Annotated in this window: 14 protein-coding genes; 3 read left to right on the forward strand and 11 right to left on the reverse strand. The window is 56.7% G+C overall.

What is annotated here, in order from left to right; genetic code table 11:
* Window positions 1–20 precede the first annotated feature (20 nt).
* The 4 genes from GYM54_RS20440 to GYM54_RS20455 form a co-directional block, all read right to left on the reverse strand.
* Window positions 21–437 carry a DUF2141 domain-containing protein gene (locus tag GYM54_RS20440; protein WP_197445387.1) on the reverse strand — a complete coding sequence of 139 codons (417 nt, stop codon included), beginning with the start codon at window positions 435–437 and terminating at the stop codon, window positions 21–23.
* A gap of 203 nt (window positions 438–640) precedes the next feature.
* Window positions 641–1030, reverse strand: coding sequence for a hypothetical protein (locus GYM54_RS20445; protein WP_197445386.1), 390 nt, complete (start codon window positions 1028–1030; stop codon window positions 641–643).
* Window positions 1027–2289: a hypothetical protein gene (locus GYM54_RS20450; RefSeq protein WP_197445385.1), complete on the reverse strand. Its 1263-nt coding sequence runs from the start codon at window positions 2287–2289 to the stop codon at window positions 1027–1029. The genes GYM54_RS20445 and GYM54_RS20450 overlap by 4 nt, the downstream gene beginning before the upstream one ends.
* Before the next feature lie 70 nt (window positions 2290–2359).
* A complete protein-coding gene (locus GYM54_RS20455) occupies window positions 2360–3097 on the reverse strand; it encodes an FMN-dependent NADH-azoreductase (RefSeq protein ID WP_197445384.1) in 738 nt (245 codons plus the stop codon).
* Between the two features lie 117 nt (window positions 3098–3214).
* On the opposite strand from GYM54_RS20455, the gene gcvA reads away from it, so the two are divergent.
* Window positions 3215–4120: a transcriptional regulator GcvA gene (gcvA, locus tag GYM54_RS20460; protein WP_197445383.1), complete on the forward strand. Its 906-nt coding sequence runs from the start codon at window positions 3215–3217 to the stop codon at window positions 4118–4120.
* A 78-nt stretch (window positions 4121–4198) separates the two neighbouring features.
* On the opposite strand, the gene GYM54_RS20465 is transcribed toward gcvA, so the two are convergent.
* Window positions 4199–4552, reverse strand: coding sequence for a MerR family transcriptional regulator (locus GYM54_RS20465; protein WP_197445382.1), 354 nt, complete (start codon window positions 4550–4552; stop codon window positions 4199–4201).
* Between the two features lie 84 nt (window positions 4553–4636).
* Here GYM54_RS20465 and GYM54_RS20470 point away from each other — a divergent pair, with 84 nt between their 5' ends.
* A complete protein-coding gene (locus GYM54_RS20470; RefSeq protein ID WP_197445381.1) occupies window positions 4637–5452 on the forward strand; it encodes an aminotransferase class IV family protein in 816 nt (271 codons plus the stop codon).
* 167 nt (window positions 5453–5619) lie between these two features.
* Here GYM54_RS20470 and GYM54_RS20475 read toward each other — a convergent pair whose 3' ends face one another.
* Window positions 5620–6144, reverse strand: a complete 525-nt coding sequence (locus GYM54_RS20475; protein WP_197445380.1) for a hypothetical protein — start codon at window positions 6142–6144, stop codon at window positions 5620–5622.
* Between the two features lie 657 nt (window positions 6145–6801).
* Between GYM54_RS20475 and GYM54_RS20480 the strand changes: the two genes are divergently transcribed.
* Window positions 6802–7782 carry an IS5-like element ISPst5 family transposase gene (locus tag GYM54_RS20480; RefSeq protein ID WP_003296471.1) on the forward strand — a complete coding sequence of 327 codons (981 nt, stop codon included), beginning with the start codon at window positions 6802–6804 and terminating at the stop codon, window positions 7780–7782.
* 134 nt (window positions 7783–7916) lie between these two features.
* On the opposite strand, the gene GYM54_RS20485 is transcribed toward GYM54_RS20480, so the two are convergent.
* The 5 genes from GYM54_RS20485 to GYM54_RS20505 all read right to left on the reverse strand — a co-directional run bounded on the left by GYM54_RS20485 (window position 7917) and on the right by GYM54_RS20505 (window position 12758).
* Window positions 7917–8732, reverse strand: coding sequence for a hypothetical protein (locus tag GYM54_RS20485; protein ID WP_197444483.1), 816 nt, complete (start codon window positions 8730–8732; stop codon window positions 7917–7919).
* A gap of 106 nt (window positions 8733–8838) precedes the next feature.
* On the reverse strand, window positions 8839–9360 hold the full coding sequence (locus GYM54_RS20490; protein ID WP_197444484.1) for a transposase: 522 nt from the start codon (window positions 9358–9360) through the stop codon (window positions 8839–8841).
* A gap of 345 nt (window positions 9361–9705) precedes the next feature.
* Window positions 9706–10236, reverse strand: coding sequence for a transposase (locus tag GYM54_RS20495; protein WP_197444485.1), 531 nt, complete (start codon window positions 10234–10236; stop codon window positions 9706–9708).
* 304 nt (window positions 10237–10540) lie between these two features.
* Window positions 10541–11251 (reverse strand): hypothetical protein, encoded by a 711-nt coding sequence (locus tag GYM54_RS20500; protein WP_197444486.1) that lies wholly within the window; start codon window positions 11249–11251, stop codon window positions 10541–10543.
* Between the two features lie 253 nt (window positions 11252–11504).
* Window positions 11505–12758: a ribonucleotide-diphosphate reductase subunit beta gene (locus tag GYM54_RS20505; protein ID WP_197444487.1), complete on the reverse strand. Its 1254-nt coding sequence runs from the start codon at window positions 12756–12758 to the stop codon at window positions 11505–11507.
* Window positions 12759–12825 lie beyond the last annotated feature (67 nt).

Raw genomic sequence — 12825 nt, forward strand, 5'->3', positions numbered from 1 at the left:
GTGGCGTGAAAGTGGTTTTCCTAGTAACGCATCTCCAGGGTGACCTTGGCGGGCTCGTCAACGGTCACTTCGAACACGCTATCTTCGAAAGAAGGCGGGCCCATCACCTTGGGATTGTTGGACAGTCCATAGGCTTCCGTGGGGATCATGCCGAAACGCCGATCCATTTTGCCGTTGTCGTTTTCGTCATGGTAGGCGAGCACCGCGTAGCGTCCGGGCGGCACATCGTTGAATACCAGCGTTACGGCACCTTTTTCAGCCTTGGCCTTCTGCGCGGCGAAAGCCTGGTCGTCCTTGCGGAAGGTTTTCGGGTCGGCGTACACCGCCACGGCAACCTGGCCATTGTCATGCTCAAGGCCATTGAGTGTGACGCTTAGCTCTTGAGCGTGCGCCAAGGGCGCTAGCAGGACGAGGGCCAGGATCGGAAGGGCTTTCATTTCTGAACTCCTAAAATCGAGCGTGACGGAGTCGCTCAGGGGTGCGTTGATCGGCCAGTGGCGTGGAGGTCGATCCTCGCATATTCGAGTAATTAGCGAAGCGCTGTCCATGCAGTCATTCCGTGCTCTTTCCACGCGTCATTTCTAGGGCTATCTCGCGTACTTGAAGGAAGCATGTTTAACAAGCCGCCGGACTGATGCGTTCAGTTTCCGGTGAGTTTTAGCAGGCCAACCGCCAGGCACAGCCACGCCATGCCGACAAAGCAAAGCCACCAGGCGATAAGCATTCGGCGCTTGATGAAGTGAGGCAGGTTTCGTACTTCATTCTCATCAAGCTCTCCGCGTTTAATGTGGCCTTTCGGCAACAGGGCCACCGCTGCCAAACTGCTGGTCAGAATAAATCGCGAGTAAAGACCGCTATTGCCCCATAGCATTTTCTGTCTTTGGACGTATTCACTGTTTGGAAACGTGTCGAGGATCATGTCCAGATTTTGGTATGCCATGACAAGAATCATGGCCATGCCCAAAGAGCCGATTACGAAGGGGGCCAGCATAAAAAAGAATGCCCACCAAGAGTTCCAGAACTCAGTCATGGCTTGGTCTGCTCGTACATGAATTCCCCCATCCACTCGCCACCTGCGGCGCCCCCAGCCCCACCCGCCACCGAAGCTCCTCCAACCACTACCAGCCCGCAAACAACGCCGCCGAGGCCGCCTGAGGCTACTCCGAGTGCAACGCAAATAGATCCCGCTACGGGACTAGTTAGAGCCATGGCGAGCGCCCCACCACCCAGCGCTCCAGCAAACCCTCCCGTCTCGGTAAAACGAACCTTCTGACACGCCTGGGTTTCGCCTGCTTGGCACACCTCTTGGACTTTCAAAGCGGAGGCCGTACCGCCCAAGGCAATACCAACATAGGTGCCGTTCTTAAGGTACTTCGCCGCCTTCGCGATTTTATCCATATGCGTCGCGTATCCGGGAATCTGGCCCGGTGCGCCGCCTTTGCTCCAGTGGTGCACCAGGCTGCGGGTGGAAATGCCTAGGTCTTGGCGCAGCGTCGGGTAGCTGCCCAGGCCCAGCTGCTTGCCGAGGAAGGTTGCTTTCAACTGGTTGTCGAGTTGGCGGTACAGCTGTTGGCGCGAAGCGAAGAACTGCGGACTTTGCAGGTGGCCATGCGTGGTGAATTCGCGCTGGTGCAGGAATTCGATATCGCGCAGGGTGCCATCGATCTGCTTCAAACCCATGCTTAGCATGTCGGTGCCAAGCCCTAGCGACTGGCTGGCACCACCGACCATCAAGGCGATTTCGGCCTGATGCTTCGCCATGAAATCCGCCTCGCTCTCGCTCAGCGGCTCTAAAGCCGTACGAACCTTGGCGGCAGCCGCCATCAGGTCGGCTTCTTCGCGCAGGCAAGCGGTCGGGTTGATCAGGTTACCCAAGACGAACATTTCGCCGGCCTTGAAGCCTTTCGCGAAGGTGGGGTTTAGCGCCTTGATGCGGCTGACCAAGTGATTATGGGGCGCATCGGCAAACAACTTGGCGAGCACCTGCTCGCCGGACATGCTGCGCGGCACGATGTAGAAACCCGGCGGCTGGGGCTCGGGGAGCCTGAGCATGTCGGGCGGCGGCCAATCCGACAGCTCAGGAGTGCTTTCGACATGCTCTTCCCAGGCAGCAAAGGAGGCGCCGCCGTTACCTGGCTTGGTCTTCGGCAACTCGGCCTGGCGGCCCCAGCCACGATCAGGCATCCAACTGAAGTCGCGGCTGCCGGTGCTGTCCGCCCTCCAGCCGGTGTCCAAGTCCCAGCCCTGATCAAGCGGGTAAGCCGCGTCTTTAAGGGTGTCCGTTCCCATGCAAATCTCCTTGTATTGCTGAATCGGGCCGCAGTCTATCTGTTCATGGCGGCGGCCGATCAGCGCTTGTTCACGAAGCTTGTGCCGGAGCAGCACGAGGGACGTGTTCGGTGACGAGGGGCTTGGGATTGGCATCAAGGGCTGCCTGAAGCTCAGTCACCAAGACATCAACCTGACGTAGCGCCTGAGCCACCGAGGCCGCCAGCACGTCACCTCCCGTTTCCTGACCTTCAATCGCGATCTGATGAATGCGAGTAATCCCGATGAAGTTAAGCGCGGTTACCAGGTTCGGCTCCAAGTGATTCATGTGAGCCATTTCCCCGCCGGGACCGAAGCCTATGCCGCCCCTGGCGGTGAGAATGACCGCATGCCGTGGCCGGTCTCCCAGCAATGGGACGTAAGGGTCGGGATGTTTGGTTTCGTCGATCCCAACCGTCCGTCCCAGGCGTACCACTTGGTCGATCCAGGCCTTGAGCGGCGCGGGCATCCCGAAGTTGTAAAGCGGCGTCCCGATGACCAGCACATCGGCTGCGATCAACTCATCGACCAATTGGTCGCTTTCGGCCAGCGCGTCCTTCATCCAGGGCTCCTGACGTTCTGGCGGCGTAAAGGCTGAAGCGATCCAGTCATGGTTGAGGAAGGAGGGCGGGTTCTGGCCTATATCCCGATAGTTGATGCTGTCCTGCGCGCGGCGGGACTGCCATTGGCTGACAAAGCGGTGAGTGAGGTTGCGGCTGTGGGAGCCGTGGTTGTCTTTACCGGCGAGGCCGGGGCGGGCGCTGGCATCAAGGTGCAGAAGGTGCGTCATGGTGGGTCTCCTCTGTGACTGAATTCATCTGTCATTCGCGGTAGGCCCAGACTAGGTCTAGCCTCTACGGGCGACAAACGACCATTTCTTTAGGCTACAGATGAGGAAAACTCAGCCATGGCGCACCGAAGATTGCCTTCGCTTTCCGCCCTGCGGGCCTTCGAAGCGGCCGCCCGCCATGAGAGCGCCAAGCAGGCCGCCGAGGAGTTGAACGTCACCGCTACGGCGATCAGCCACCAGATTCGCTCGCTGGAAGAATCGCTCGGCGTGGCGTTGTTTGTGCGAAAACCGCGCAAGCTGGAGCTGACCGCCCAAGGCCGTGAGCTGCACCAGACGCTTGAGACGGCGTTCGACAGCATCAGCACAACGGTCGAACGCCTCAGCGCGGGACCCTGTCGTCAGGCGATCACCCTCAGCACCACACCGGCCATTGCCGTGCGCTGGCTGGTGCCCTGGGTCTGCATGCTGCGTGACTCCCATCCGGATATCGATCTGCGCTTCCATACCTCCCATGAGCCCGTCGCGCTGGATGGGGTAACGGCCGACATCGCCATCCGTTATGGCGACGGCCGCTGGCCCGGGCTGGTGGCGGAGAAGCTGTTCGACAACACGTTCGTTCCGGCCTGCAGCCCGCGGCTTGGCTTGCATGATGTGGCCGAGCTGCCCAAACACTCGTTGATCCACTTCCAAGCCCAGCGCGCCTTATCCGCCCCGATTCACTGGGCGTCATGGCAGAAAATGGCCAACGTGCCGGGGCTGGACGTCAGCGCCGGGCTGGTCTTCTCCGACGAGACCCACGCCATTTCAGCCGCCGTTGGCGCGCAGGGCGTGGCGTTGATGAGTCGTCAATTGATCGAGGACGAATTGAGGGAAGGGCGGCTGGTTCAGCCGTTTGGGCCGGTGATGGAGGGCAAGCCATTTCATCTGGTTTATCCGGAGGGACGGCGGGATGATCCGACGGTTCAGGCGGTGAGGGACTGGGTGATGGCGGTGCCGGGTGGGTTGTGTGAAGTGACTGCTTAATACTGCAGCGCCCATGCGTGAGGGCCGAAGGTGGGAAACGGCGGAGCCTTTACCAAGCATTTCTTCCAGACTACTCGCTCAGTCTCGCTCAACTTCGTGCAGAAAACTCTCCAGAACCTTTCGGCTTTGAGCCAGCTCCGCTGCCTTCTGATCGGCAACGCGGATTTGCTCGTATAGGACGTTACGCAGCTCGTCACATGGCTCGAACGCGAGGCCTTCGCCTCTCACGCATGGCAAGAACTTCAATATGGTCGCTAGGGTCATGCCGGCCGCGCCCAGTAACCTTATGCGCTCGACGGTGCGTAATTCTTCCGGGGCATAATCGCGATAGCCGCTGGCTGTGCGTTTGGGTTTCAGCAGTCCTTCGCCTTCGTAGTAACGGAGCATTCTGACACTGACGCCAGAACGCTTGGATAGCTCGCCTATTTTCATCGTTTGTTTCGCCTTGACTCTGACAGCGCTGTCAGAGTCGATGATAGGTGCTCGATCAATCGAGCACCATCAGGAGCTGTTCTCATGGCGACCCAACCGAACTCTTACCCTGCAATCATCAATGGGCAACCTGTCACCGATTTGCAACTCAGCCCTCTGGCTTTTGCTGGGTTTGCACACTTCACGGCGATGCAGGTGAGAGACGCCAAGGTCAAGGCGCTGGATCTTCACCTCGACCGTCTGCGCAATGCCTCTCTAGAGTTCTTTGGCCGGGCGCCGTCCGATGCGCTTCTGCGCTCATACATTCGGATGGCGATTCAAGAGGGGACGAGAGACCAGTCGCTGACGGTCACCGTCTTCTCTCCCCATGGCGAATTCACTGCCGATAGCATGGATCTGGAGCCTGGCGTGCTCGTGCGTACCGCCGCTCCGTCTGATGGGCCGAAAGGCCCGTTACGCTTGAGTGCCATCGCGCACCAGAGGCCTCTGGCCGCAATCAAGCATGTCGGTGAAGTAGGCAAGACCTATTACCTGCACCAGGCCATACGGCAGGGCTTTGACGACGCGGCATTTCTCGATGATCGCGGGCACCTGAGTGAGGGCACTATCTGGAACTTGGTGTTCTGGGATGGAGCTACGGTGATCTGGCCTAGGGCCGAAATGCTGAAAGGCACCATGATGGCCATGGTTCAGCGTCAACTTGCACGCCTCGAGGTGCCGCAGCGTCACGAGTTCATCACGCTTGAAAGCTTGAACGAACTCTCCGGTGCAGCGGTGATGAACTCATGGACGCCGGGGATTCCCGTTACTGCTATTGCCTCCCACACTATTGAAGAGGCAAGACCTTTTATCGAGCTCCTGCACAAAGCCTACGAGGCAGAGCCAGCCGACTTCCCCTGAGAATGGTCAGGGAATCTTACTCCTGGGTCCCGCCGGCCTCGGCGGGTTCCCTCGCTGTTCTAGGGGCACCGAGCGGTGCCTAACCTGTTAGTTGGGTCGAGGAACATGTGAGCAAGTAGGGTGGAAAACGGCGAAGCCTTTTCCACGCGTTACTTCAGACTACCTCGCTAAACCGAAAGTCCCGCATCATGGTTTGGCTGTGATGTGAGGCTGTGTCTCTTGGCCGCAAGAACAGCGGCCTGAATTGCGCTCAGCGTTTTCTTGCCCGCCGGGTATTCAAACACTTTGCTCTCAGCCAGGGTGTAAACGCGCTCGCCGTTGTTCAGCGTGACCTCCAGAAATGCCAGGTGATCCGTCCACGAGCGATAACGGCGCACCATGAACAGGCTGTGTTTGGAGGTGACCGAGCGAATGCGGGTCAGGGGTATTTGCCGGTGACCCGCGTCGCGGGTAATCACCAGCTCATCGTTATGGATAAACGCTGGGCCACATTTGCTGACTCGGACATATTCAACGGCAAAGCGACCCCACATTATGAAAAGCACCGGAACAACTACCCATATTTCGGCGCGCTTCATGTCGGGCAACGCGAACAACAACATAACGCCGACTGCCACGAAAATGGCGAGCGTAACGAATCGGTAGAAAAAGACGTTCTGGAGTTCCATGAGGCTTAGAAAGCGGGTGTCCATACGCGTTTTATTCCTCGAAGTCGATTTAGAGCGCTGATGGGCTTTGGAGGAATTTGAGCAGAGTAGAACGCTGGCTGCGCTATCCAATCTTGAGAAATGTGGTCTGTCCCTCTGTTTATCGCAGGTACACCTCGGCTGACGTTCGGCCGCAGCTTTGAGTCGCCAATATCAAGGCATTGCGCCCCTCGAGCGCCTCACTCTTGGCCAGGGAAGAGAAAGGGACTCGCTGTGCCTTGCAAAACCGTGGATGGCGCCGAGTAACGTGTGGCGCAAATGCGGACGGGCTGGGATAGGAAATAAATCTGTCCCTTTTCCCTTGCTGCAGGCTACGTTGCCAGCCAATGCGTTATTCAGCTGGTTTGATTATTGCCCGAACGAACCTGGAAGGGATTTGTAGAACGCGGTCGTCGCGCCGCAAGATCAACGTCTCGCCAAGAGCCCATATGACTTGGATGTTATTCACAGCGCAAGCGCCATCCAAGTACAGAGGCTCCACTGAATCGTCGCAAAAGCCAGGTTCGAACAGAATCGATTCGGCTTGAAAATTACCCAACCCCAATGCATGCACAGTCTTATCGGGCAAAGTGGTTAGGGATGGTCTGAAAAAGACTTCCCGAATCTGGTGAAATACGCCGATCCCGTTGCCCGAGTTTCCCGATGAAGCAAATGACCTTCGCCGACGCCGAGTACGCCGGCAAGCGCAAGCAGACCCGCAAAGAGTTGTTCCTGATCGAGATGGATCAGGTGGTGCCGTGGAAGGGTTTGATTGCCCTGATCGAGCCGCACTACCCCAAGGGTGAAGGTGGTCGTCCGGCGTATCAGCTGATGGCGATGCTGCGCGTACATTTGATGCAGAACTGGTTCGGCTACAGCGATCCAGCGATGGAGGAGGCGCTGTACGAGACCACAATCTTGCGCCAGTTTGCCGGGCTGAACCTAGAGCGTATTCCCGACGAAACCACCATCCTCAATTTCCGTCGCCTGCTGGAGAAGCACGAGTTGGCGGCCGGGATTCTGGCGGTGATCAATGGTTACCTGGGCGATCGGGGCCTGTCGCTGCGCCAGGGCACCATCGTCGATGCCACGCTGATCCATGCGCCGAGTTCGACCAAGAACAAGGACGGTAAGCGTGACCCGGAAATGCACCAGACCAAGAAGGGCAATCAGTATTACTTCGGCATGAAGGCCCACATCGGCGCGGATACCGAGTCTGGCCTGGTGCACAGCGTGGTGGGGACGGCAGCCAACGTTGCTGACGTTACCCAGGTCGACAAACTGCTGCATGGAAAGGAAAACATGGTCGGCGCCGACGCGGGTTACACCGGCGTAGAGAAACGCCCGGAACATGAAGGCCGGGAGGTGATCTGGCAGATTGCGGCCCGCCGCAGTACGTACAAGAAGCTGAGTAAGCGCAGTGCGCTGTACAAAGCCAAGCGCAAGATCGAGAAATCCAAGGCCCAGGTGCGCGCCAAAGTCGAGCACCCGTTCCGGGTGATCAAGCGCCAATTCGGCTACGTGAAGACACGCTTCCGTGGCCTGGCGAAGAACACCGCGCAGTTGGTGACACTGTTCGCGCTGTCGAACCTGTGGATGGCGCGCCGACATTTGCTGACGAATGCAGGAGAGGTGCGTTTGTAATGCGGGAAATGGCCGGCGCGAGGTGCTCGCGCCGGCTATAAATCCGGAAAGAGGGGATGATTTGATCGTTTTTTAGCCGAATCACCGTTTTGAAATCGGCAAGGGCTGGAGTCAGCCAGAAATACCTGACTACTTCAGACCATCCTTAGCAGACCACTGTAAAGAGCGATAACTAGTGCGAAGAAAATGGAAAAGTGCAAAGCGGCGTTCCAACCCGCAATGAGAAAGAACGCGCACAACGCTGCAATGAGTGGAACGACTAGAACTACAGCTACGTAGATTGCCCACTTCCACACACCAATCTGATAGCCTTCGATGATCGGAGCGGATTGACCGAGCGTAAAGGTCGCCAGAAGGCCCGCAATCATCACCCCAACGTCGGCCGCCCATATGTATCGAAGGAAGCTGAACGGCTTCAGTTCGAAGACCATTTGGATGATCAGGCCGAACAAAAGAGTTACCGCTATCGGGACCAGAACGACTGATAACGGGAATAGTGATGGCGCCAGCATCAGCACCGCCATCAGGCCTAACGTACAAACTATGAATGGCAGCCAAAAGACCAGACTTCCTAGCTTCAAAACCCACCAACCTCGGCGGTCCTCTAGATATGGCAGTGAGGACTTGAGATCGCCTTTTACATGTTTGTGCTGGATGAATAGTTGGTAGATCGATATGCCTGGGCTGAACAGAGCAAAAACTAGCAAGCCAATGATGGTAAATCCGATAGCGGCCGCGGCGATTAGTAGCGAGGAAAATTGAAACAGATCGAAGCTCGGATAAAACTGGTGGCGGTAGAAATAGAAGACAAATATCGCGAAGCCAAACAGTGGTGGGCCGGCCTTGAGAATGACCGATATATGCTGATCGAGAAACCCGCTGGATGATTCAAGAAAGCGGTCAAACACGTCTTCATCTGACGCTGGCTGGTCGATCCATCGCTGTTGCATCACGTCATCCTTGAAGCCGATTCGAAGGCGGCCACGCTACGGGAGCGAGCGGAGAGCTGCAATATGCATCTCGCGGTCCGGCATTGGGGCACAGAGTAGGGCTTGTTTAGGACATAGAAACAGACAGCTCTTTCCCGCACCAGCTGTTGGGATAAATCCCAGCCCTGACGGCTCGGTGAAAGCTGGAGTAAGGCCAGTCGGCGACGTGCGTAACCAAGCCGTGCTTCAGCGGGTTTAGGTGGACATAGTCGACGTGATGGCGGTAGTCGCGCTCGTCTCGGATCAGGTGCTCCCAATAGCGCCGTTGCCAGATCCCTCGCTCACCACGGGATCGTTGCGTTGCTGTCAGTACCTCTGTTTTCGGCAAGCGGCGGGCAAACGCAAATTTGATGACCTTCCAGCGCAGCGCAAAATCGGCGTCGCCATTGGGTAGTGTCCAGACGCAATGCATGTGATCAGGCAGGACGACCCAGGCATCGATGTGAAATGGATGGCGTGAGCGGGTGGCACGCACCGTCTCGCGTAGCAGGTCGACATGGCGGACCAGCAGGTCGCTTCGACGATTGAGCAGATTGACCGTGAAGAAATACGTGGCGCCCGGGACACGGGCACGGCGGTAGCGGGACATGGCGGCTCATCCTTGAGCGTTGTGTTGGCGGGAGGTCCGTATCGGTGGATAAGCAAAGCGTTATCCACCCTACGACATCTCAACCGCACACACCGTCGACGCATCGACGTTGCCGGAGCGTAGGGTGGAAAACGGCGAAGCCTTTTCCGCGCGTTTCTTCCAGGCTACCTCGCTGCAACTGGCGAAGCGGCGCCCAGCCTTTAACGGTCGCTCCTTGGCGTGGAGCAGGCGGGAAAGTCGATTGGGTGGATAAGCAAAGCGTTATCCACCCTACGCCACCGCACCCACTTACTCCGCCGACCCATCGGCACGTAGGGTGGAAAACGGCAAAGCCTTTTCCACGCGTCAGCCCGCATCACCTGCGAACCCCTGCGCCTCATCACCGCACCAATCAACTGTATAAACACCGGCCCCGACCGCCCGATGAAAACTCGAATAGGGCCAGTCGACGACGCGCTCCACCAAACCGTGCTTTAACGGATTCAAATGCACATAGTCGACGTGATGCCGATAATCGCGTTCATCCTGAACCAGATGCTCCCAATATCGCCGTTGCCAGATACCGCGCTCACCGCGAGAGAGCTGCGTTGTCGTCAGCACTTCGGTTTTTGGTAGTCGCCTGGCAAACGCGAACTTGATGACCTTCCAGCGCAGCGAAAAATCCGCGTCGCCCTCCGGTAACGTCCAGACGCAATGCATATGGTCCGGCAGAACGACCCAGGCATTGATATGGAATGGGTGACGCGAGCGCGTGGCACGGACCGTCTCGCGTAGCAGGTCGACATGGCGAACTAGCAGGTCGCTGCGGCGGTTAAGCAGATTGACCGTAAAGAAATACGTGGCGCCCGGCACCTGGGCGCGGCGGTATCGAGACATGGCGGCTCATCCTTGAGCGTGTGGCTGGTAGAAAGTCCGTATCGGTGGATAAACAAAGCGTTATCCACCCTACGCCACCGCACCCACGCAATTCGCCTGACGCATCGGCATGTAGGGTGGAAAACGGCGAAGCCTTTTCCACACGTCACTCCCAGGCTACCTCGCTACAACTGGATCCGCCCTCATCAATTTAACGATGGGTTGGCTCCAGCAAAAAAGGAAGAAAACTTAAAACCGTGTCCGGCATGAGTTGACCACTACATAGGAAGCAGCGCAGCCTTGACACGTCGCGCGGATATTCCGTCTACCTAGCCGATGTCTGGAGTATATTGATCACTTCATCTTGCAGCTTAGCCGGCCAGCTTCCCGGTACATAGCCTGGCGCCATTACTAAGTAGGATCTTTCAGAATTTTTGAAAACGTTAGTATTTTGGGTTTTCCAAAAAAAATAACTTTCTCGAGACAGTTCAGATGGCTGCCCGAGCGCCTCTTCCAGTAATGGTTGTAAAAAAAGGTCGCTTTCGTCATCTTGCGGGATGTAATTCAATGTAAATAAGATGTGCGTTATTATCTTTTCGTTGTCGTCTTCATTAAAATAATATGTCGCGCCTGAAATTAGGCCTTCCAATGTTACGCTGTAATAGCTTGGTGTCTTTGTATCAACTCGTTCTTTTTCGTAGATTTCGACAATTGAATTTGCGTTGTCACCAATGCGAACTTTTCCTGCCCCCTTGGGATAAGGATTGTTATGCTGAAATAATGCCGAGTTGATTGCGTCTGTTAGCTGTTTTTTTGTTCTTTTGAGTTCAGATGAAAGCAATGCAAGTTGAGATTTTTCTTCTAAGTTCGTTGCCGTTATCTTCTCTAGCCTTCTCTTCGTTTCGGTGAGCTCGTTTGTAGTGCTCGCTATCCTTGTTGGGATTAAAGCTTGTTCATATACCCCAATAGCAAAGGCAATCGCTGCTGCTGCGCTTATTGAAGCGGTGATAACATGGCTATTTTCTTTCCAGCTCATGATTAAGTACTTTGGCGAATATTATAAAAGCATTAGATATTGTACGGCCGAGAATTCGTTGGACCGTTTGCGGACCTGTAAATAAATCAGTCCCGTTGATACAGTTTGAGTAATAATATTGATGTTTGTCAGGTCTGAGCTTGAGCTGTCAAGCTCAAGTAGTTTTTGAGGCCTTGCGACTGCGCAAGGCCTTTAGCCCGAAGATAAGCCGTATGAGCTACGTGTTATTGGCGGTGTGGTTGGGTAGAAAAAATCAATCCCAACTCAAAGCCCCACCGGTCTGATACTCAATAACCCGCGTCTCAAAGAAGTTCTTCTCCTTCTTCAAGTCCATGATCTCGCTCATCCACGGGAACGGGTTGGTGGTGCCCGGGTACTCTTCCTTCAAGCCAATCTGCGTCAACCGGCGGTTGGCGATGAACTTGAGGTAATCCTCCATCATCGCGGCGTTCATGCCGAGCACGCCGCGGGGCATGGTGTCGCGGGCGTATTCGATTTCCAGCTGCGTACCCTGGAGGATCATTTGGGTCGCTTCGTCCTTCATGGCGGCGTCCCACAGGTGTGGGTTTTCGATCTTGATCTGGTTGATCACGTCGATGCCGAAGTTCAGGTGCATGGACTCGTCGCGCAGGATGTATTGGAACTGCTCGGCGGTGCCGGTCATTTTGTTGCGGCGGCCCATGGAGAGGATCTGGGTGAAGCCGCAATAGAAGAAGATGCCTTCCAGTACGCAGTAGTAGGCGATGAGGTTGCGCAGGAACTCTTTGTCGGTCTCGACGGTGCCGGTGTTGAACTCGGGGTTGGAGATCGAGCGGGTGTACTTGAGGCCCCATGAGGCCTTCTTCGCGACGCTCGGGATCTCGTGGTACATGTTGAAGATCTCGCCTTCATCCATGCCCAGCGATTCGATGCAGTACTGGTAAGCGTGGGTGTGGATCGCCTCTTCGAAGGCCTGGCGCAGGATGTACTGGCGGCACTCGGGGTTGGTGATCAGGCGGTACACGGCCAGCACGAGGTTGTTGGCGACCAGGCTGTCGGCGGTGGAGAAGAAGCCGAGGTTGCGCATGACGATGCGGCGTTCGTCTTCGCTGAGGCCGTCTTTGCTCTTCCACAAAGCAATGTCGGCGTTCATGTTCACTTCCTGCGGCATCCAGTGGTTGGCGCAACCATCCAGATACTTCTGCCAGGCCCAGTCGTACTTGAAGGGTACGAGCTGGTTGAGGTCGGCGCGGGCGTTGATCATCTGCTTGTCGCCGACGTGAACGCGGGCGGAGGCGCCTTCGAGGTCGTCCAGGCCTTCCTGGATGTCGAGGTCGTCCAGAGCCTTTTTGGCGCGGGCGATGGCAGCGGAGTCGTCAGCGGCTACGGCGCGGGCTTCTTCGACGGAGCCGGCGGCGTCCTGGTCGAGCTTGGCGGGGGCTTCGTTGCTGGTGGCAGCGGCTTGTGGGGCTGCGGGCGCGGCGGTGGTAGTGGTTTCTTCTTCGTCGAATTCGTCCCAGCTCAGCATGGCGGTTTCTCCTGATTGGGGACCGGTGTGGCCGGTCGGGAATGTTCTGGGCTTTTGTGTGTGCACG

The sequence above is a fragment of the Pseudomonas sp. MTM4 genome, from assembly GCF_019355055.1.
In the GTDB taxonomy this organism is placed as follows: Bacteria; Pseudomonadota; Gammaproteobacteria; order Pseudomonadales; family Pseudomonadaceae; genus Stutzerimonas.

Coding starts and splice junctions, on each gene's coding strand:
- GYM54_RS20455 (WP_197445384.1), bottom strand. CDS start 3,097: ATGACGCACCTTCTGCACCTTGATGCCAGCGCCCGCCCCGGCCTCGCC.
- gcvA (WP_197445383.1), top strand. CDS start 3,215: ATGGCGCACCGAAGATTGCCTTCGCTTTCCGCCCTGCGGGCCTTCGAA.
- GYM54_RS20490 (WP_197444484.1), bottom strand. CDS start 9,360: ATGTCCCGCTACCGCCGTGCCCGTGTCCCGGGCGCCACGTATTTCTTC.
- GYM54_RS20500 (WP_197444486.1), bottom strand. CDS start 11,251: ATGAGCTGGAAAGAAAATAGCCATGTTATCACCGCTTCAATAAGCGCA.
- GYM54_RS20470 (WP_197445381.1), top strand. CDS start 4,637: ATGGCGACCCAACCGAACTCTTACCCTGCAATCATCAATGGGCAACCT.
- GYM54_RS20505 (WP_197444487.1), bottom strand. CDS start 12,758: ATGCTGAGCTGGGACGAATTCGACGAAGAAGAAACCACTACCACCGCC.
- GYM54_RS20445 (WP_197445386.1), bottom strand. CDS start 1,030: ATGACTGAGTTCTGGAACTCTTGGTGGGCATTCTTTTTTATGCTGGCC.
- GYM54_RS20495 (WP_197444485.1), bottom strand. CDS start 10,236: ATGTCTCGATACCGCCGCGCCCAGGTGCCGGGCGCCACGTATTTCTTT.
- GYM54_RS20465 (WP_197445382.1), bottom strand. CDS start 4,552: ATGAAAATAGGCGAGCTATCCAAGCGTTCTGGCGTCAGTGTCAGAATG.
- GYM54_RS20480 (WP_003296471.1), top strand. CDS start 6,802: ATGAAGCAAATGACCTTCGCCGACGCCGAGTACGCCGGCAAGCGCAAG.
- GYM54_RS20450 (WP_197445385.1), bottom strand. CDS start 2,289: ATGGGAACGGACACCCTTAAAGACGCGGCTTACCCGCTTGATCAGGGC.
- GYM54_RS20475 (WP_197445380.1), bottom strand. CDS start 6,144: ATGGACACCCGCTTTCTAAGCCTCATGGAACTCCAGAACGTCTTTTTC.
- GYM54_RS20485 (WP_197444483.1), bottom strand. CDS start 8,732: ATGCAACAGCGATGGATCGACCAGCCAGCGTCAGATGAAGACGTGTTT.
- GYM54_RS20440 (WP_197445387.1), bottom strand. CDS start 437: ATGAAAGCCCTTCCGATCCTGGCCCTCGTCCTGCTAGCGCCCTTGGCG.